Source organism: Salipiger bermudensis HTCC2601 (genome assembly GCF_000153725.1).
GTDB classification, from domain to species: Bacteria; Pseudomonadota; Alphaproteobacteria; order Rhodobacterales; family Rhodobacteraceae; genus Salipiger; species Salipiger bermudensis.
Genome location: NZ_DS022276.1, coordinates 1516515 through 1535956, shown reverse-complemented (window position 1 = coordinate 1535956; position 19442 = coordinate 1516515). Strand labels below are relative to the sequence as shown.

General features: G+C 67.5%; 17 protein-coding genes and 1 tRNA gene. 11 read left to right on the top strand and 7 right to left on the bottom strand.

What is annotated here, in order from left to right:
• Positions 1-3 precede the first annotated feature (3 nt).
• Complete coding sequence (locus R2601_RS07315) at positions 4-2502, top strand: ATP-binding protein (RefSeq protein WP_254656041.1); 2499 nt, start codon at positions 4-6, stop codon at positions 2500-2502.
• Positions 2503-2514: 12 nt separating this feature from the next.
• Here R2601_RS07315 and R2601_RS07310 read toward each other — a convergent pair whose 3' ends face one another.
• Positions 2515-3732 (bottom strand): polysaccharide biosynthesis/export family protein, encoded by a 1218-nt coding sequence (locus R2601_RS07310; protein WP_007795863.1) that lies wholly within the window; start codon positions 3730-3732, stop codon positions 2515-2517.
• Positions 3733-3946: 214 nt separating this feature from the next.
• Here R2601_RS07310 and R2601_RS07305 point away from each other — a divergent pair, with 214 nt between their 5' ends.
• Genes R2601_RS07305 through R2601_RS07290 form a run of 4 tightly spaced genes read left to right on the top strand, consistent with a single transcriptional unit; the run spans position 3947 to position 8130 of the window.
• A complete protein-coding gene (locus tag R2601_RS07305; RefSeq protein WP_007795860.1) occupies positions 3947-5164 on the top strand; it encodes an oligosaccharide flippase family protein in 1218 nt (405 codons plus the stop codon).
• A gap of 4 nt (positions 5165-5168) precedes the next feature.
• Positions 5169-6092: a glycosyltransferase family 2 protein gene (locus tag R2601_RS07300; protein WP_007795858.1), complete on the top strand. Its 924-nt coding sequence runs from the start codon at positions 5169-5171 to the stop codon at positions 6090-6092.
• Positions 6093-6103: 11 nt separating this feature from the next.
• On the top strand, positions 6104-7090 hold the full coding sequence (locus tag R2601_RS07295; RefSeq protein ID WP_007795855.1) for a glycosyltransferase family 2 protein: 987 nt from the start codon (positions 6104-6106) through the stop codon (positions 7088-7090).
• Between the two features lie 29 nt (positions 7091-7119).
• On the top strand, positions 7120-8130 hold the full coding sequence (locus R2601_RS07290; protein ID WP_007795853.1) for a glycosyltransferase: 1011 nt from the start codon (positions 7120-7122) through the stop codon (positions 8128-8130).
• 754 nt (positions 8131-8884) lie between these two features.
• Here R2601_RS07290 and R2601_RS26950 read toward each other — a convergent pair.
• The 5 genes from R2601_RS26950 to R2601_RS07270 form a co-directional block, all read right to left on the bottom strand.
• Entirely contained in the window at positions 8885-9055 is a 171-nt protein-coding gene (locus R2601_RS26950) for a hypothetical protein (protein WP_007795849.1), read from the bottom strand.
• Between the two features lie 713 nt (positions 9056-9768).
• Positions 9769-9844 (bottom strand) — tRNA-Thr (locus tag R2601_RS07285).
• A 45-nt stretch (positions 9845-9889) separates the two neighbouring features.
• A complete protein-coding gene (locus tag R2601_RS07280; protein WP_007795846.1) occupies positions 9890-11425 on the bottom strand; it encodes a heme biosynthesis protein HemY in 1536 nt (511 codons plus the stop codon).
• A 10-nt stretch (positions 11426-11435) separates the two neighbouring features.
• On the bottom strand, positions 11436-12959 hold the full coding sequence (locus tag R2601_RS07275) for a COG4223 family protein (protein ID WP_110740000.1): 1524 nt from the start codon (positions 12957-12959) through the stop codon (positions 11436-11438).
• 47 nt (positions 12960-13006) lie between these two features.
• Positions 13007-13753 (bottom strand): uroporphyrinogen-III synthase, encoded by a 747-nt coding sequence (locus R2601_RS07270; protein ID WP_007795841.1) that lies wholly within the window; start codon positions 13751-13753, stop codon positions 13007-13009.
• 72 nt (positions 13754-13825) lie between these two features.
• Here R2601_RS07270 and tsaD point away from each other — a divergent pair, with 72 nt between their 5' ends.
• From tsaD to R2601_RS07250, 4 genes are read left to right on the top strand one after another with little or no spacing between them, the layout of a single operon-like run.
• On the top strand, positions 13826-14905 hold the full coding sequence (gene tsaD, locus R2601_RS07265) for a tRNA (adenosine(37)-N6)-threonylcarbamoyltransferase complex transferase subunit TsaD (RefSeq protein ID WP_007795837.1): 1080 nt from the start codon (positions 13826-13828) through the stop codon (positions 14903-14905).
• On the top strand, positions 14902-15864 hold the full coding sequence (locus tag R2601_RS07260) for an NAD(P)H-dependent glycerol-3-phosphate dehydrogenase (protein ID WP_007795833.1): 963 nt from the start codon (positions 14902-14904) through the stop codon (positions 15862-15864). Before tsaD ends, R2601_RS07260 begins: the two co-directional genes overlap by 4 nt.
• 1 nt (position 15865) lies before the next feature.
• Positions 15866-16138 (top strand): YciI family protein, encoded by a 273-nt coding sequence (locus R2601_RS07255; RefSeq protein ID WP_007795831.1) that lies wholly within the window; start codon positions 15866-15868, stop codon positions 16136-16138.
• Positions 16135-16554, top strand: coding sequence for an EVE domain-containing protein (locus R2601_RS07250; RefSeq protein ID WP_007795827.1), 420 nt, complete (start codon positions 16135-16137; stop codon positions 16552-16554). Before R2601_RS07255 ends, R2601_RS07250 begins: the two co-directional genes overlap by 4 nt.
• 439 nt (positions 16555-16993) lie before the next feature.
• Here R2601_RS07250 and R2601_RS07245 read toward each other — a convergent pair whose 3' ends face one another.
• Positions 16994-17335, bottom strand: coding sequence for a DUF2853 family protein (locus R2601_RS07245; protein ID WP_007795823.1), 342 nt, complete (start codon positions 17333-17335; stop codon positions 16994-16996).
• A 277-nt stretch (positions 17336-17612) separates the two neighbouring features.
• Here R2601_RS07245 and R2601_RS07240 point away from each other — a divergent pair, with 277 nt between their 5' ends.
• Complete coding sequence (locus tag R2601_RS07240) at positions 17613-18050, top strand: universal stress protein (RefSeq protein ID WP_007795820.1); 438 nt, start codon at positions 17613-17615, stop codon at positions 18048-18050.
• A gap of 18 nt (positions 18051-18068) precedes the next feature.
• On the top strand, positions 18069-19442 hold a 1374-nt coding region (locus tag R2601_RS07235), incomplete at its 3' end, for an alanine/glycine:cation symporter family protein (RefSeq protein WP_007795817.1).

Sequence of the window (19442 nt, the reverse complement as noted above, 5' to 3'; positions counted from 1 at the left end):
TGAATGACGCTAGCAACCGGTTTCCGGCGCACCGGGCGAGCCGTATTAACGGTCCTCGCCCTTTTGTGCTTGCTGGCCATCGCCGTTCTCGTGAGAGAGGTCGTCAAGGAGCTGAAGTTCCTCAGCTCGGCCAGCTCCGACAATGTTCACTGGACGCTGTCGCAGGCCGAAGTCGAATTCCTCGAGTTCCGCAACGCCGTGAACTGGGCCCGCACCGCACCCGAGACGCCCCTGAGCAGTGTCATCGTCGAGTTCGACGTGTTCTACAGCCGCACCTCGACCCTGGCCAACGGCTCGCTCTACTCCTCGCTGCGCGAAGACCCAGCCTTCGATGCCCCCCTGACCGAGGTGCGCGACCGGCTCAACGCGATGATCCCGCTGATCGACGGCCCGCGGGACGAGCTGCGCGCCAATCTCGATGACCTGGCCGCGCAGGCCGACGAGATGCGCGTCCTCGTGCGCAAGATCGCCACCACCGGCCTGCAGCACTTCGCTCTCGAATCCGACGAGCTGCGCACCTCGGTCGCGGTGACGCTGCTGCGGCTTGCGGTGCTCACGGGCCTACTGCTGCTCGCCTTGGCGGCGCTGCTGATGCACGCGCGCCGCACCGCCCAGCAGACCGAGAAGCGCGGCAAGGAACTGGCCATCGCCTATGCCCGCCTGAACACCATCCTCAACACCTCGCTCGACGCAGTGGTGGTGACCGACACAACGGGCCGGATCCAGAACTTCAACCCGGCGGCGGAGCGGATCTTCGACTGCCGCCTGAAGGATGTGCGCGGCAAGCGGGTCGGCGATATCATCGTCCCCGAGCACCTGCGCGACGCGCACGAGGCCGGCATGGCCCGCTTTGCCGCCGATGGCGAGCATCGGGTGATCGGCCAGGGCCGGGTCAAGCTCGAGGCAATGCGCTCCAACGGCGAGACCTTCCCGGTCGAGCTGGCGATCGAGACCGCCCATGCCGGCGACGAGCAGCTCATGGTGGCCTTCCTGCGCGACATCTCGCACCGCTTGGCGGCCGAGAACGAACTGGTGCAGGCCCGCGACAAGGCGCTGGCCGGAGAGCAGGCCAAGGCCGAGTTCCTCGCCATGATGACGCACGAGATCCGCACGCCGCTGAACGGCATCCTCGGCAACCTGTCGCTGATGGAAGACACCAAGCTCAGCAGTGACCAGTCGCGCTACATGCGCAACATGAAGATCTCGGGCGAGCTCCTGATGCGGCACGTGGATGCGGTGCTCGACGTGGCGCGCTTCGAATCCGGGGCCGACAAGGCGCAGGAGGATGTCACCCACCTGGGTCACCTGTTCCAGGACATCGTGGACTCGCAAACCAGCGCCGCCCATGCCCACGGCAATGCCCTGCAATGGGGCTGGGTCGGCACACCCGAGGAGTGGGTCGAGGTCGACAGCTCGCGCCTGCAGCAGATCCTGCTCAACCTCGTGGGCAACGCCATCAAGTTCACCCGCGAAGGCCGCATCAGCATCGAGGCCGAGGTGATCGAGCAGGGCGAGCCCGCCAAGATCGAGATCCGGGTCAGCGACACCGGCAGCGGCATCGCCGAAGGTGATCTGGCGCGGATCTTCGAGGATTTCCAGACCGTCTCGCACCAGGTCAGCGACAGCGTCGGCGGCACCGGGCTTGGCCTCGGCATCGTACGCCGCTTCGTGCAGGCCATGGATGGCGTGATCGGCGTCGAGAGCACCCTTGGCGAGGGCAGCACCTTCTGGCTGCGCATCCCGGTCCTGCCGGTCGAGCGCCCCGTCGAAGACAGCGGCGCCGGCCCCGAGAGCGAGGCGCCCAGCGATCTCGAGATCCTGCTGGTCGAGGACAACGACATCAACATGCAGCTGGCCTACGAGGTGCTGGTCGGCATGGGCCACCACGTCACCGAAGCCCGCAACGGCCAGGAGGCGGTGGACATCACGGCCAAGCGCCCGTTCGACCTGATCCTCATGGACATCCGGATGCCGGTTATGGACGGCCTCACCGCGACCAAGATGATCCGCGAGGGCGACGGGCCGAACTGGAACGCCCCGATCGTGGCTTTCTCGGCCAACGTCCTTCCCGAGGCCAAGGACCGCTTTGCCGCCGCGGGCATGTCGGATTTCCTTGGCAAGCCGCTGCAACGCACCGAACTCGCCCAGATCATTGTCCGCTTCTGCGCCGGTCGGGACCGCCGGGTGAAGCTGGACGGCGCAACGCCCCTCTTAGTGGAACAGAAGGAGAGCCCGATGGAAAAGCTGCGCAACCGCTACATGTCCGAGACCAGCTCGCTCTTCGAATGGCTGGCTGGTCTGCCCGAGGACACCCATGCCATCGCCGACCGCGCCCACCAGATCGCCGGCAGCGCCGCCGCCTTCGGGCAACCCGGCGTGCGCGAGGCGCTGCTGCTGGTCGAGCAGGCCGCCGAGGCCGGGGACCGCGAGGATCTCGTGGTGGCCATAAGCGAGGCGCAGGCGGCGTGGAAGGCGGCCCCGGAGCCCAGCCTCGTCGGCTAGGCCCTTACGGCGTCAGGGCAGCACCGCCTTGGCGACACCCACCGCCAGCAGCGCCTGCGTCAGGTTGGTGACGCTGCTGTCGTAACAGGCGATGCCGTCGCCGGGCAGCAGGTAGGGGTCGTAATCGTCGCGGTCCGGGCGACGCAGCTGGTTCTCGATGCTGCGCTCGATCACCGTCGAGACCTGCGTGGTCGGATCGCGGGTCACCAGGATTGCCGAGCGATGCGCACTGGTGGTGCGGGTGCCGCCGACGCAGTTCGTGTCGATCAACGCCTGCATCATGCGCGTCCCGTAGGGCACCTGACGCACCTCGCGGCCGATGGCCGAGGGCGCGTTGCCGGTGGCGGGCACCGTAAGGTTCGACAGGAACATCGACACACCCGGCGGCGAGATCGGGCTCGGGCGCATCAGGTCTTCCTGGAAGCATTGCCGGGAGGGCACGACCACTTCGTCGCCGGTGATCAGCATCACGTCCACCGCGTTGCGCCCTTCGAACACACCGCGCATGTCCAGAACGTAGCGCTGTCCGCCACGATAAAGCTCGACGGCCGAGATATCCGCATCCGGACGGATGCCGCCCGCGGCGCGGATCGCGGCCGAGAGGTTGCGTCCTTCGGTCGAGGCGCCCAGCGCGGTCTGCCGTGCGATGTCGAGATCATCGCCCGAGACCCGGCCGATCTCGGCCGCGTGGGGCTCGAACACCGCCCCCGAGACCGCCACCGACACACCGGCGAAATCCGCCACACGGACCGAGACGCGCGGCGCCTCGTCATAGAACTCGTCATTGAGCAGCGCGTTGATCAGGTCGGCCTCGATCTGGGCGGTGGTGCGCCCCTCGGCGCGGACCGGCGGCAAGAAGGGCAGCTTCAGCGTGCCATCGCGCGACACCACGTAATTGCCGACGAACGTCTCGTCATCGGCGACCCGGATGTCGACCAGATCGTTGCGCGACAGCCGCTCGCCGCGCAGCGCGTGATGCGCCAGCCCGCCGGTCTTGCCATCGCCGCTCGCGACACCGCCCGCCAGCGGCTTGCAGCGCGCGGCGTTCAGCCGCTCGGACTGCAGTATCGGGGTCTCGGCGAAACTCAGCGGCGGGTCGCGATACTGCGCCTGGTAGCCGCCGCCATCGTCGATTGGCCCGAGGTTCTTCGGCGACGGCGCAGGGCCGCAGCCGGCGACGAGGCCGACGCCCAGAAAAAGGCCTAAGGTTTTGCGGCTTGCGCTCGACATGCAACCCTCACGTGATCTGCTTTTTCTTCTTATCTGTCGCCAGCATGACAGAAAATTCGCTCATGTGCAGTGCCTACCTATCCTCAAGGGTAGGATTACTCTCTCATGAGTTGCTTGGCTCTCCCGCCGAGCGCAGGACAGCACCCGGCCTGCAATTTATGGTTACTCCAACATCAAGGAGAACCTGACCGTGTCCCGCACCGCAACCCCACTGATGAGCCACCTGCTCGCTTATGGCGCCTCCGAAGTCGCCACCAAGCTGTCGCGGCTGGGTGTCGTCATTGCGGTTGCCCGCACCCTCGATGCCACCGAGATCGGCGTCGCGGCAGCGGCGCTGGCCACCGGGGACCTGCTGAAATCACTCACGGAGAATGGTGTCGGGCAACGCATCATCGCCGCGTCCGACACCGAGCTTGCCGCGACCTGCAACCGCGCCCACGGCCTGAACTGGGCATGGTGCCTCGGCCTCTTCTCCGTGCAGAGCGCCATCGCCGCCGGCGTCTGGGCGCTCACCGGCAACGTGCCGCTGGCGCTGATGATCCTCGTGCTTGCCGGCGAATATCTCTTCATGCCCGGCGGGCTGGTGCAGACCGGCCTCGCGCTGCGCGCCGGCAAACTCAAGCAGACCGCCGCGATTGCCGGCGGCCAGGCGGTGATGGCGAACCTGCTCTCGGTGCTGCTGGCGCTGGTCTGGCCCTCCGCGCTGGCGCTGGTGCTGCCGCGGCTGCTGACCGCGCCGTTCTGGCTCGTCTCGATGCGCGCCCTGCACCCCTGGAGCGCCGACAAGGCCGCCGGAAAGGCGCCGATCCGGCCCTTCCTGTCCTTCGGCTGGGCGGTGCTCGGGGTCGAGATTGTCAAGGCGGCGCGGATGCAGGCCGACAAGCTGATCGTCGGCGCCCTGCTCGGCCCGGCCGCGCTCGGCATGTATTTCATGGCCTTCAACGCCGGCCTCAGCCTCGCCACCTCGTTCTCGACCGCCTTCGCCGCAGTGCTCTTCCCGCACCTGTGCGGCAGCAGCGAACGCTCTGCCGCGCTGCGACAGGGGCTTGGCGTGTCGCTCGGCCTCGTGGGCCCGGCGGTGGTGCTGCAGGCGCTGCTCGCACCGTGGTACGTGCCGCTGCTCCTTGGCTCCGACTGGGCCGATCTCAGCGGCGTGGTTTCGGTTCTCTGCCTCGCCGCGATCCCGACCATGCTCTGGACCGCCGCCGCCGGCTGGATGCGCGCCGAGGGCCGGCCCCAGCAGGAACTGCTCGCCACCGTCCTCCTCACCGCCGCGCTGATGGCCAACATCGCCCTCACCGCCCCCTACGGCCTCGAAACCATCGCCTGGGGCTACCTCGTCACCGCCAGCCTGACGATGCTGATCGTCTCCCTGCCGGCGCTTCGGTTCGCCTTCGGACCGGTCCTCGTGAAGTCTTTCGTGAAAGTGTAAGCCCATGTCCCTGATCACCATCGTCATCCCGGCCTACAATGCAGCCAAGACCCTGCCCGCCACGGTTCAGAGCCTGACCCGTCAGACCTGGGTCGACTGGCAGGCGATCATCGTCGAGGACGGCTCGCAGGACGACACCTTTGCCGTGGCGCAGACGCTGGCCGAAGACGAGCCCCGCCTCACCGTGGTCCGCAACCCGGGCAAGGGCCCGAGCGATGCGCGCAATCACGGCGCCATCGACCTCGCTCGTGGCGCGTTCATCGCCTTCTGCGATGCCGACGACATCTGGCTGCCGGGCAAGCTCTCCTCGGTCGTGACCTCGCTGCTGATGGGCGAAGCCGACGCCGTGTTCGGCCGCATCGGGTTTTTCGAGAGCGACCCGGCGCAGGTCGGAGCCCGCTCGACCGTGCCCGAGGGCCGCGTCACCGTGCCGATGCTGATGGGCGAGAACCCGGTCTGCACCATGTCGAACCTCACCGTCCGCACCGACGTGTTCCGCAAGCTCGGCGGCTTCCGCGCCGACATGGTGCACAACGAGGATCTCGAGTGGCTGATCCGTCTCGTCGGCAGCGGCCACGAGCTCTGCGGCCTGCACGAGGATCACATCCGCTACCGCACCAGCAGCGGTGGCCTGTCCTCGGACCTTGCCGCCATGCTCCGGGGCCGCGAGCAGGCGATGGAGACCGCGCGCCGCTTCGGTTTCAGCCCGGACGACCGCGCCGAGGCCATCCACCTGCGCTACCTCGCCCGCCGCGCGCTGCGGGTCGGCTGCGAGCCGCGCCTCGCCCTGCGCCTCGCGCTCTCGGGCCTGCGCCGCGACGCACGTGCCTTCCTGTTCCCGCTGCATCGCGGGGCCGCCACCGCGCTTGCCGCGATGCTCGCCCCGGCGCTTCCCGCGCCGCTGCGCCACACCCTGTTCTCGAAATAAGGAGCCGCCCGATGTCTTATGCTTCCATCGTCGTCCCCGCGTTCAATGCCGCCGCCACCCTGCCCGAGACACTGAACGCGCTCTCGGCCCAGAGCTTCGGCGATTTCGAGATCATCGTCGTCGATGACGGCTCCACCGATGGCACCGCCGCGGTCGCAGAGGCCCATGCCAAGGGCGACCGCCGGGTGCGCATCGTGCAGCAGAACAATCGTGGCCTGGCCGGCGCGCGCAACACCGGCATCGCCCATGCCCGCGGCGCGCTGATCGGGTTCTGCGACTCCGACGACCGCTGGATGCCCGACAAGCTCGACGCCCACGTGCTGCACCTTGCCACCTCGCCGCATGTCGGCCTGAGCTATGCCGGCTCGGCCTTCATCGACGAAACCGGCCGCCGCACCGGCCACGCCATGCGCCCGCGGCTGAGCAATGTGAGCACCGCGCATGTGTTCAAGCGCAACCCGGTGGGCAACGGCTCGGTGCCGGTGTTCCGACGCGAGGCGCTCGAGGCGATCTCGTGGCGCCCCGCCAGCGAGACCAAGCGCGACTGGGTCTTCGACGAGACCTTCCGCCAGTCCGAGGATATCGAGTGCTGGCTGCGCTTCGCGCTGACCACCGACTGGAGCATGGAGGGCGTGCCCGGCCTGCTCACCGAGTACCGCATCAACGCCACCGGCCTCTCGGCCCGCACCGATGCGCAGCTCGCCGCGTGGGAGCGCATGGTGACCAAGCTGCGCCCCTCCGACCCGGCCTTCTTCGCGCGCCACGAGGCGGCGGCCCGCGCCTACCAGCTGCGCTACCTCGCCCGCCGCGCGGTCAGCAGCAACGACGGCGAGGCCGCCTGCGACCTGGTCACTCGCGCCTTCGCCGAATCCCGCGCGCCGCTCTACGAAGAGCCGCTGCGCAGCCTGACCACCCTCGCCGCCGCCCGGCTCTGTGCCCGCTACGGCGACGCCCCGATGCGGTTCGCCCGCAATGTCCTGACCGCCGGCCGGTCGTGAGCCTTCGTTTGCCAAAGGAGAGTTTCGTGATGTCCAAGCTGCCCCACATCGTTCACCTGGTCGACGACACCACCCCCGGCGGCGTCATGCGGGTGCTGGATCACATCTACGGCTCGCCGCTGATGGCGCAGGCCGCGCATCATGAGATCCGGGCCGTGCCGCGCAACAAGGGCATCCCCGCGGTGCAGGCCGACATGATCGTCTCGCATCTTTCGATCAGCTGGCGGCGGCTGCCGGCGCTGGTGTCGCTGCGCGCCCGCCATGCCCACCTGCCGCTGGTGCATGTGGAGCACAGCTATACCGAGGCCTTCACCGCGCTGAACGTGCCTTCGAAGCTGCGCTTCTTCACCCTTCTGCGCAACGCCTACGCGCTGTTCGACACCGTGGTGGCGGTCAGCCACGCTCAGGGCGACTGGCTCACCGCGCGCCGGCTGGTGCAGCCCCAGGCGCTGCGGGTCATCCCCTCGGCGGTCGATCTGCGCAGCTTCCGCGCCCTGCCCGCGCCGCGCCCCGGCGGGCGCACCATCGGTGCCATCGGACGGCTTGACCGGCAGAAGGGCTTCGACTTGCTGATCCGCGCCGTGACCGAGATCCGCGACGCATCGCTGCGGCTCGAGATCTTTGGCACCGGCGCCGAGGAAGAGAGCCTGCGTGCCCTCGCCAAAGGGGACGAGCGCATCACGTTCCACGGTCACGCGATCTCGCCCGAGGCGGCGATGCGCGCCGTCGATCTGGTGGCCATGCCCTCGCGCTGGGAGGCCTACGGGCTGGTGGCGCTCGAGGCCCGGGCCGCAGGCCGCAGGCTGGTGGTCGCCGATGTTGACGGTCTGCGCGACAGCGCCGGGTCGGAAGCCCGCTTCGTGCGCGGCCACGGCATCGCGAGCTGGAGCAACGCGCTCTCGCTCGCCCTGCGCTCTGGCGCGGATGCAGCCGACGAGAGCCGCGCCTCAGGTGCCGCTGCGGAATTTGCGGCGGCTTGGAACAATCTGATCGCGGAGCGGTTGGGTCAGCCGGCGCCAAGCCTGCGCGCGGCGGGCTGAGGCCACGGCAACGAAATGTGCGGCGCCCCAAGGTGTTCGGGGCCCGCCTGAGAGGTTCGGTACGAGTGTTTCGGGATGTGCAGTAACCAGTGAGCTTTTACGTGCGGTCACGAGTGTATCGGGGAGTGCGGTGAAGAGTGGCCCGGTCAGGACGCGGCGCCCCGTGTGTTTGGGGCAAGGTCCGATCCGGGTGAGGTGTTTGTGTCTGTTCGCGTAGCGAGTGGGTAAGTGGTCACGGCCCTGTTGGCCGTCGAGTACCAGTGTTGACGGTACGAGTTGTGTCGCTGTCACGAGTGTCGGTCTGTACGACCGGTCCGTCTTTCTGCTTGAGCCGGGCTTGGCGGGGGTCTTCTGCGGCCCCCGCCGCTGGCTTGCAGGAGGGCATTTCGCACTTGCACAATCCCCGTGGCCTGAAGGCCATGCAAAAATCTCATTGCTGCCTTGCAGAAAGAGATATTGTTCTGCAATGCAGCGTCGCTTATTTGTATACCAACAACGCCGACAAGGTGTTCACAAGTTTCCTGGGGTTCTCTCCTCCTCCCTGAACCCCGGAAATCAGCGGCGGCCCTCTCTCCTCCTCCCTGAGGGTCGCCGCGCTCCTCCCCCACGAAGTCTTCGATACATGCCCAAAGGCACGTGACCGCTTTTCAGCGCGTCGAGATCCTGATGTCGCGGGAGTGGTGTCTGGCCTCGGGCTCAGACAGGACCGAGGGCGAGCCATCGCCGCCCAGGGTCGTTTTTCCGGCTGAGCAGATCAGAGCGCGTCGGCGCGCTCCCGGCGCTCGCGCTGGGCCGAGACCGCCTCGAGCAGCAGTTCCGGGTCTTCGTTGTCGGCACAGACGCTGCGCGCGATATCGAAATCAGACATGCCGCGCTTGAGCAGGGTTTCTACGGCGTTGGCCTGTTCGCGATTGAAAAATGTCATGTGATCCTCTCCCTAAGGACTGCTGAACATGCAGGAAGACGTGGGCAGACGGGCTGTCCAGTGAATGGGCCTTCCTGTGTGGCAACCCGTCCGAGCAGTGACGGGCCTTCGTATTAGCATGAAACGGTAGCGCAACCAAGGCTTCGATACCCCGAGACGTGTTTCCAAGAGGTTTACACGCCTGTCGGGTGATTTCCCGCGCTGCTCGTGCGAGGCTCGTTTGCCGTGGACACCGATGAAAAGATGTGCAGCGGATATGCCAATTGGTCGCATGTCGCGGGTTAACGACGACGTCACGGTTGCGATCCTCGGCAGGGTGCTTACTTCGGTAGAAGACGCCCGGTCGCCCCAAATCCTCCCCAGGGGCGACCGGAACACGACTGGATGGCCCTTCTCCCTTTCAGCGCCATCCGTCTGTCGGTCGGTCCGCCTCCTCCTCCCGGCGGGCCGACCTCCGATATCTCCGTGGGACGCACGACACATCACGAAGGGCGCAAAGTCCAGAAGATTCTCCGCTATACCGCGGCATCCGGTCGCAATCCCCGAGAATCAATGACTTCGGAAATTCCAGCACACCCCAAGGTTGCAAAATTCCGCGATCTCTCGAATCACCCGAGACGCAAAACGTCGCGCTTCGCCGGGTGTGGCGAATCGCTCTGCGCCAATCGGCTGGGCTTGATCGCCTGCGAAACAGGTGGGGTCTGAAGGGGACCTGGTGCCGGTGATAGGACTCGAACCTACGACCCCATCATTACGAATGACGTGCTCTACCAGCTGAGCTACACCGGCACTGGTGGGCGGCCTCTTAGCACCGGGGCCGCCCGGGGGGAAGGGCTATTTTGCGCCTTCCTTTTCAGGCTCGTCAGAGACTTCCTCGGCATCCTCGACCGTCTCCTCGGCGGCGGTCTTGCCCTCCTCGGTCGGAGGATTGGGCGTGAGGATCTCGGGGGCGTCTTCGGCCTCAGCCTGGGCGCTCTCGTCCTTGGACGTGTCCTCGAGCGCACCGACGATCAGCGGCAGCATCTCGGCGCCCGCCGGGGCCGCGTCGGATTGCGGCGGCGTGGTCCAGCTCAGCGTGTCGAAGCCACCGCAGTTCTCGCAGACAGGCACCCACTCGCCGTGGATATGGTGGCAGCTGTCGCAGACCCATTGCGGGCCGCGCGGCGCCACCAGCGCTTTGGCGAGCCAGCCACGCACCTCGGTCTCGGGGGCACCCTCGCCGCGCGCGATGGCCGCCATCACGGTCAGCGTGCGGGCATCGGGCTCCTTGTCGACGAGATCGCCCATGGCGCGGCGCGCTTCGGGGAAATCCTCGGCCGCAAGCGCCAGTTCGGCACGCAGCAGGCGCGTCTCGCGGTGATCCGGGCGGATCGAGGTGATCGTGCGGAAGCGCTTCATACGCTCCGCCGGGGTCTCGTCGGGCGCGATCTCCGCGAAGGCGGCGGCGAGGTCCGGATGCGGCTGCACGCTCCACGTCTTCTTGAGGATGCGCACGGCCTTCTTCTGCTCCCCGCGCGCAATGTAGGCGCGCGCCGCCATGCAGGCGCCGGGGATCAGGTCCGGCGAGCCCTTAGCGGAGGCGATGGCCGCCTCGCGGGCCTCGATCGGCTTGTCCTCGGCAAAGATGTCCTTGGCCTCGGACAGCGCCAGAACCGCGTCGCGGCGACGGTAGACGTCACGCGGCAGCGAGCCGTGCTTGAGCTTGGCCGACAGCGTCTGGCGCGCCCCGCGCCAGTCGTGCTTCTGGGCCTGAAGCTGCAGAAGGGTGTCCTGGATCTCGGGGTGCTTGGGCTTCAGCGCAAAGGCGCGCTCGGCCAGCTTGAGCGCCGTCTCCGTGTCGCCCTTGGCAAGCTTCAGCTTCATCATCCCGCGGATGCCGACAAAGCGGGTCTCGTCGTTGGTGATGAGTTTCTTGTAGACCTCTTCTGCCTTGCGCGTGTCGCCGGTCATCTCGGCGGCCTGCGCGGTCAGCAGGTTGGTGAGGCCGGGGCGGTGCAGGTAGCGGTCGGCCTTCTGGGCCTTGGCCATCGCCAGCTTGCCCTCGCCGGAGCTCAGCGCCAGCATGCCTTCCGACAGCGCCTGGTAGCCCTTGCGCTCGCGGTTGCGGTCGAAATAGCGCGACAGCGCCGTGTCGTCGCCGTTGATGAACTTGAGCACCGCGATGAGCAACGAGACCAGCTTGAACACCACGTAAAGCGCGATGACCAGCACGATGACGGCAATCACCGACTGCAGCGGCCCGAGGTTGAACTCGTAGCCGCCGGCGGTGATCTGGATGCCGCCCTGGCTTTCCATCACGTAGCCGGCGCCAAGGGTCAGGGCCGCCACGACGGCGACGAAGAGAATGATCTTCAGAAGTGACCAGAGCATTGTGCGACCCTTATTCCTTGTTCAGTTCCTGAGCCAGACCGTCGGCGGCAGACACCGCCGCGACCCGGGTCTGTGCCCGAGCCATCCAGTCCGACAGCGGTGCCTTGGCCTCGTCCGGCAGGGCCTCGAGCTCGGTCAGAGCCTGTTGCAGATCGCCGTCCCGCAGTGCGGCCTCGGCCCGCGACAGGATCGCGTCCGGCGCATCGCCCGCGCGCGGCGTCACCGACCGTGCGCCGATCTGGTCGGCGAGGAAGGTGGCAAAGCGCTGGGTGCCGGTCTCGGCGTCGCTCTCGAGGCGTCGCGCCTCGGACAGCGCCTCACGCGCCGCCGGCGGGTAATCCTCGGTGAGCGCGGCCAGCGTCGGAACGCCGTCGCCCGCCGGTCCGGACAGCTCGGAGGACACCGAGACGCCGTTGGCCTCGATGGTGTTGACCTGTTCGGCATAGGGCTCGCCGGCGCTCAGCGCGGCATAGACCTCGGAGAGCGCGGCGCGGGCCTTGGACAGCGCCGCCTGCTGCTCGGCGTTCGATTCCGCCTCGAGCGCCTGCTGGGTCATTTCCTCGACCTCGAGCCGCTGCTGGGCGATGGCGTCGCGCAGCAGGTTCAGCTCGTTCTCGTAGGCGGCCATGGCCTCGGGCGAGACCGACTCTTCCACCGGGCGCCGCTCGATCGCGTCGATGCGGCCGGCAAGCGCGTCGTAGGAGCCGGACGCTGCGTCGAGATCGGCGCGAAGCCCCTCGACCGCGCTTTCGAGCCCCGAAAGGTCGATGCCGTTGGCGGTGTCCGTCGCGGTTTGCACTTCGGCGGCCAGCGCGTCGATGCGAGCGGCCTGCTCGCCCAGTGCAGTGGTGGTGTCTTCGCGGAAGCTGTCGGGTTCGGCAGCGGTCTCGAAGGGCCATGTGCCGGACTGGTAGGACGAGGCGCCGTAGCCCAGCGCCGCGGCGATCACCCCGCCCAGCAGCATCGGCATGAACCCGCCCTTGCGCTCGACCACGGTCTCGTGGGTCGCGACCTCTGCGGCCGGTGCCGCGGAGGCCCTTGACGCCGCGCGGGAACTGGCAAGCCGTTCATGTACCGAGGCCGGGTCCGACTCGCGGGCATCGCTATCCGAGCTCTGCTCTTCCGCCGCGAGCATCTCGGCCTCGCCCGCCGAATGGATCTGGTCATCGCCTTCGAGCGTATCGTCCCCGACGCTGTCCTCGCCGGAAGCCAGCGTGTCGTCATCCGCGAGGCTGTCTTCCCCCGCTGCGCTCAGGCTGTCGTCATCCGCGAGGCTGTCATCGCCCGCTTCGCTCAGGCTGTCGTCATCCGTGAGGCTGTCATCGCCGGAAGCCGCGACGGTTTCGTCGGCCTCGCGGTCCTCGATCTCGCCGGTCGGCGTATCGTCGCCGGCCTCACTCGAGGTGATCTCGGCGTCGTCCTCTTCGGTCACGACCGCGTCCGAGGTTGTCTCCGGGGTCAGTTCCGTCTCGGGCGTCTTCGCCTCGTCTGCCTGTTCCTCGGCGCCATCCACTGGCTTTTTTTCGTCGGCCACGCTCCACCCTTTCAAAAATCTTGCTTCGGCACGGTACTCGCGCCTGTCTAACCTTTCACAGACCCGCGAGGTTTCACAAGCGCCCCGAAGTCCGTCAACAAACCAATCACCGCCCGCCGCATGCCTATGGCGTCGGGCTGTGCCAGAATCTCCAGTCGAGTCACATATAGCGCCTCCAGCGCCGCGGCCACATCTCTGCTCATCGCTGCGACGATAAGCGGCGCGCCGCCGCGGGCGCCACCGGCAAATTGGGCCGCGCTTCGCGGAGAGAAAAGCGGAACGATCACAGGGGCATCGCCCTGAAGCGCCGCTTTTGCCCCGGCGCTCAATTCCTGTGCAGGCTGGTCGTAGATCACCGCCTCGCGGGCGCTGAGCCCCGCCCCACGCAGACGCTCGGCCACGGCCCCCCGGGCATGTGTTCCGCGGAAATGCACCAGCGGCACCCCCGGTGCCTCCTTGATGATCAATCCGACCAAAGCGGCGGCATCACCACCGGCGCTCTTCGGTGCGAATCCCGCCTTGCGTGCGGCTTCGGCGGTGGCATCGCCCACCGTGAAGCAGAGCGGCAGCACCGGGCCGCCAAGTTTTTCATAGGCCCGAACCCCGTTGGCCGAGGTGAAGATCGCCCCGCCAACGCCCTCGAGATCCGGCAGCGGCCCGGTCACCTCAATGCCGATCAGCGGGCTGACGATCGTCCGGAACCCGCTCAGCCCCGCGTCTTCGAGCGCCGTCAGGAACTGCCGCGAGGCCGCCTTCGGGCGGGTCAGCAGCAGGATGGGCTCGGGCGGGGGCATAGGCGCTCCGGCATTGTGGGGCGGATGAGCAGGTGGTAGCTGCAAGGGGACGACAATGCAACGGACCCGCCGATGCCCGAGCCGATCATCCTAGGACTGGAAAGCAGTTGCGATGACACCGCCGCCGCCGTGCTGCGCGGGCGAGAGATCCTGTCCTCCGTGGTGATGGGCCAGACCGAGCTGCACGCGGCCTTCGGCGGCGTGGTGCCCGAGATCGCCGCCCGCGCCCATGCCGAGAAGCTCGACCTTGCCGTCGAGCAGGCACTGGCCGAGGCAGACCTGCCGCTCTCCGAAATCGACGCCATCGCGGTGACCGCCGGGCCGGGTCTGATCGGCGGCGTTCTTTCTGGCGTGATGCTGGCCAAGGGGCTGGCGACCGGGCTCGGCAAGCCGCTGGTGGGGGTCAATCACCTTGCCGGCCACGCGCTGACGCCGCGGCTCACCGACGGGCTGGCCTATCCCTACCTGATGCTTCTGGTCTCGGGCGGGCATTGCCAGTTCCTGATCGTGCGCGGACCCGAGGACTTCACCCGCCTCGGCGGCACCATCGACGACGCGCCGGGCGAGGCCTTCGACAAGACCGCCCGCCTGCTCGGGCTGCCGCAGCCTGGCGGCCCCTCGGTCGAGACCGCCGCGCGCGACGCGGACGAGACCCGCTTCAAATTCCCCCGCCCGCTGCTCGACCGCGAGGGCTGCGACCTGAGCTTCTCCGGCCTCAAGACCGCGCTGCTGCGGATGCGTGACAAGCTGGTCGAGGCGCAGGGCGGGCTGCACGAGGCCGACCGCGACGATCTCTGCGCCGGGTTCCAAGCCGCGGTGCGCGACGTGCTTGCGGAAAAGACCCGCCGGGCGCTCGCGCTCTACCTCGCAGACGCCCCCGCGGTCCCGGCCTTCGCCATCGCCGGCGGCGTCGCCGCCAACCGGGCCATTCGTGGCGCGCTCGAGTCGCTTTGCGCCGAGCGCGGCGTTGCATTCACCGCCCCGCCGCTGCGGCTCTGCACCGACAATGCGGCGATGATCGCCTATGCCGGGGGCGAGCTTCTGGCCGAGGGTGAGACCTCTGACATGGCGCTCTCGGCCCGCCCGCGCTGGCCGCTCGACCGGGCCGCCGCGCCGCTGCTGGGCTCCGGCAAGAAGGGGGCCAAGGCATGAGCATCGCGGTCCTCGGCGCCGGCGCCTTCGGCACCGCCCTCGCCCTGAGCCTCGCCCGCGAGGGCCACGAGATCTGCATCTGGGCCCGCGACGCCGCCACCGTCGACGCGATCAACAGCGACCGCCGCGCGCCCCGGCTGCCCGGTATCCCACTGCCCGAGGCGATCTCCGCCAGCACCGATATCGCGACCGTTGCCCGGGCCGGGACCCTCCTGCTCGCCGTGCCGATGCAGTCGCTCCATGCCGTGCTGACCCGGATCGAGAGCCCGCTGGCCGGGCAGCGGCTGGTGGCCTGCTGCAAGGGCGTCGACCTGCAAGAGCTCACCGGCCCCACCGGCGTCATCGCCCATGCCAAGCCGCAGGCGATTCCGGCGATCCTCACCGGGCCGAGCTTCGCCGACGACATCGCCCGCAACCTTCCCACCGCGCTGACGCTGGCCTGCCGCGACGAAGCCGCCGGGACCGCGCTGCAACAGCAGCTCTCCACCGGCGCATTGCGGCTCTATCGCACCACCGACACCAGCGGCGCCGAGCTTGGCGGGGCGCTGAAGAACGTCATCGCCATCGCCTGCGGCGCCTGCATCGGCGAGGGGCTGGGCGACAGCGCCCGCGCCGCGCTGATGACCCGTGGCTTCGCCGAGATGACCCGCCTTGCCGCCAAGCTGGGCGCAAGGCCCGAAACCCTTGCCGGCCTGTCCGGCCTCGGCGATCTCGCGCTGACCTGCACGTCCGAGCTGTCGCGCAACTACCGTTTCGGCCTGTCGCTCGGGAAGCACGAGCGCTTCGACCCGAGCCTCACCGTCGAAGGCGTGAAGACCGCCGAGGCGGTGAGCCGGCTCGCCGCCAAGCTCGGGATCGAGCTGCCGATCTGCGCCATGGTGCACGAGGTCGGCGGCGGCGGCACCAGCGTCTCGGAGGCCATCACCTACCTGCTCAACCGACCACTGAAGGAAGAATGACATGCTGATCGCCCTCATCGCCAAGGACAAGACCGGCGCGCTCCAGACCCGCAAGGACAACCGCGACGCCCATCTCGCCTATATCGACTCGACCGGCGTGGTGGCGCAGGCCGGGCCGCTGCTCGACGAGGCTGGCGAGATGGCGGGCAGCCTTGTGATCCTCGACGTGACCGACATGACCGCGGCGCAGGACTGGGCGGCCAACGATCCCTACGCCAAGGCCGGCCTGTTCGAGAGCGTCGAGCTGGTGGCGTGGAAGAAGGTGATCGGATGAGCTACTGGCTGTTCAAGTCCGAGCCCTCGACCTGGTCCTGGCAGGACCAGGTCGCCAAGGGCGATGCGGGCGAGGAATGGGACGGCGTGCGCAACTATCAGGCCCGCAACTTCATGCGCCAGATGGCGGTGGGCGATCTGGGCTTCTTTTACCATTCCCAGAAGGAGAAGGCCGTGGTCGGCACCGTCGAGGTGATCGCTGCCGCCCATCCAGACAGCAGCACCGATGATCCCCGCTGGGAGTGCGTAGACATCAAGGCGGTGCAGGCCGCCAAGACCCCGGTGACGCTGGAGCAGATCAAGCAGAAGCCGGCGCTCTCGGAGATGGCGCTGGTGAAAAGCGCGCGCCTTTCGGTGCAGCCGGTGACCGAGGTCGAATGGCGGCTGGTCTGCGAGATGGCCGGTCTCGATCCCTAGGCAGATCGCCCGTGCGCCGGCGCTGCCACGACAGCAGGGCAATCGCGCCGGAGACACGCGCTTCGGCGCTTCCGCCCGACGCTGATCTACGGCGACTGCGGTTGCACGGCATTCGGCGGTTCGGTGATCGGGCTAGTGCTGTTCCGAGGTGACCGCGCGGGCAGTTCGACGCAGGCCATTCCGATAAGGGTCATGCGACGCGGAGCCCGGGCTGGCCGGGCTCCGCTCTCACCCCTTGGCTGCTCCCACGCAGCGCACGGTTCGATGTGGATCCGGCCATTCTGGCCATTCCCCTGTATACCTGACCACCGCGCCCGCGACAAAACGGATCTGCTTAAAATGCCGAGCATCACGCCCGCTGCCCGGCACCGCCTCTCGCGGCGGCCAAGCGCAAGGCGGACCGCCCTCCCGAGAGGTCGGCCCCTGCCCCGCGCGGCGGTCAGCCGTAGACCGCTTCCTTGCCGAAATGCTTGGTCAGCATGTAGTAGACCACGGCGCGGTACTTGTTGCGCTCCGAGCGGCCATAGGTCTCGACCACCGCGTTGATCGCGTCCATCAGCTCGGGGCCATCCGACAGGCCAAGCTTCTTGATCAGGAAATTGTCCTTCACGGTCTCGAGCTCGCCCGGCTGGCTCGATGCCACGGTCGAGGCGTCATCGTTGTAGATCGCCGGACCGCAACCGATGGTTACCTTGGTCAGCAGCGCCATGTCGGGCTCCATGCCGCACTTGCTGCGCAGGTCCTCGGCGTATTTCTCGATCAGCTCGTCTCTCTTGCCCATGGTCGTTCTCCCAGTTTTCGCGGACACGGCCGCCCCCTTTTCGCCGCAGACATCCCTGCCGCGGCCAAGGTCAGCTTAGCCCTACATGTGGTGATAGAAAGGGTTTTCCGTCGCGGCGCCGCCCTTTGTCCGGCATGAAACCGCTTGAAGACGTACAATTTTGGGTTGTTTTGCAAAAAATTCGTGACACCGACCCGTTTCGTCACCGAGCATTGATTCATTCGCGGCGCAACAAAATCGGGCCGCAACAATCATAACAACAACGGGGATATTCAAGATGAGTTCGGAGACTTTCGTGGTCGCCTACGAGGGACATCCCGCTGATCCGGCGGTTCTCGACTACGCGATCATCCGCGCCAAGGCAGAGGGCGCAAAGCTGCTGCTGGTGCATGTTCTGGAATGGTCGGCCTATTCCTTCCTGACACCGCAGGAGGTCGAGGAGCGCCATGGCCGACGCAAGCAGGAGCTGTCGCGCGCCAACGAGGTGGTGATGGCCCCGGCGCTGCAGAAATGCGAGGCAGAGGGCATCGCCGCCGATGGCGTGATCCGCTACGGTCAGGTCGTCGAGCTGATCCTCGAGGAAACCAAGAAGGCCAGTGCGTCGGTGATCTATGTCGGACGCTCCGGCTCCCAGTCGATGGCCGCGCGGGTCTTCGGCTCGGTGACGCTGGGGCTTGCCCAACTCGCACCGGTTCCTACCGTCATCGTTCCCTGAGCCCGAGGAGACAGTCCCTTGTTCAATCGTATCGCTTCGCTCTTCGCGCTCGTTGCCGCGCTGCTGCCCGTCCAGGCCGCGGCGCAGGGCATCGACGAAACCATCAACACCATCTTCGCCGACTATACCGGCTGGTACGTGGCGCTCATCTTTGCGGATCTGCCCGGCACCAACTTCTCGTGGATCGCGCTCTGGCTGGTGGTCGCCGCCCTGGTCTTCACGATCTACTTCGGCGCCATCCAGCTGCGCGGCTTCGCCCATTCGATCTCGCTGGTGAAAGGCGACTACTCCGACCCGGATGACGCCGGCGAGGTCAGCCACTTCCAGGCTCTCGCCACGGCGCTCTCGGGCACGGTCGGCCTCGGCAACATCGCCGGCGTGGCGGTCGCCGTCGGCATCGGCGGCCCGGGCGCGACCTTCTGGATGATCATGGCGGGCCTGTTCGGCATGGCCACCAAGTTCACCGAGTGCACCCTCGGCGTGAAATATCGCAACGAGTACCCTGACGGGCGCGTCTCGGGTGGCCCGATGTACTACATGACCAAGGGCTTCAAGGAGCGCGGCCTGCCGGGCGGCAAGATCTTCGCGCTGCTGTTCTGCATCTTCACCATCCTCGGTGCACTTGGCGGCGGCAACATGTTCCAGGCCAACCAGGCACATGCGCAGCTCTCGGGCGTGCTCGGTGACTACCCGGGCTGGATCACCGGCCTGATCCTCGCCGCGGTAACCTTCCTCGTGATCGTCGGCGGCATCAAGTCGATCGCCCAGGTGACCGAGAAGGTGGTGCCGCTCATGGGGATCTTCTACGTCGTCGTCTCGGTGATCATCCTGCTGATGAATTTCGATCAGATCGGCTGGGCCTTCGGGCGCATCTTCGAAGGTGCCTTCACCGGGCTTGGCGTACTGGGCGGCTTCACCGGGGCGCTGATCCAGGGCTTCCGCCGCGCCGCCTTCTCCAACGAGGCGGGCATCGGCTCGGCCGCCATCGCCCACTCGGCGGTGCGCACCAAGGAGCCGGTGACCGAAGGCTATGTCGCCCTGCTCGAGCCGTTCATCGACACGGTCGTGATCTGCACCATGACCGCGCTGGTGATCGTCATCACCGGGGTGCTCAACGTCGATCCCGAGACCGGGCTTTATGTCTGGAATGCCGAGGCCGGGCGGATCTCGACCGCCGGAGAGGTCGCGGGCGTCGAGCTGACTTCGGCGGCCTACGCGCAGGCCTTCTCGTGGTTCCCGGCGCTGCTGGCCATCGCGGTGGTGCTCTTCGCCTTCTCTACGATGATCTCGTGGAGCTATTACGGGCTCAAGGCCTGGACCTACATGTTCGGTGAGGGCGCGGCCAAGGAGGTCGTCTTCAAGGTGATCTTCTGCCTGTTCATCGTGATCGGC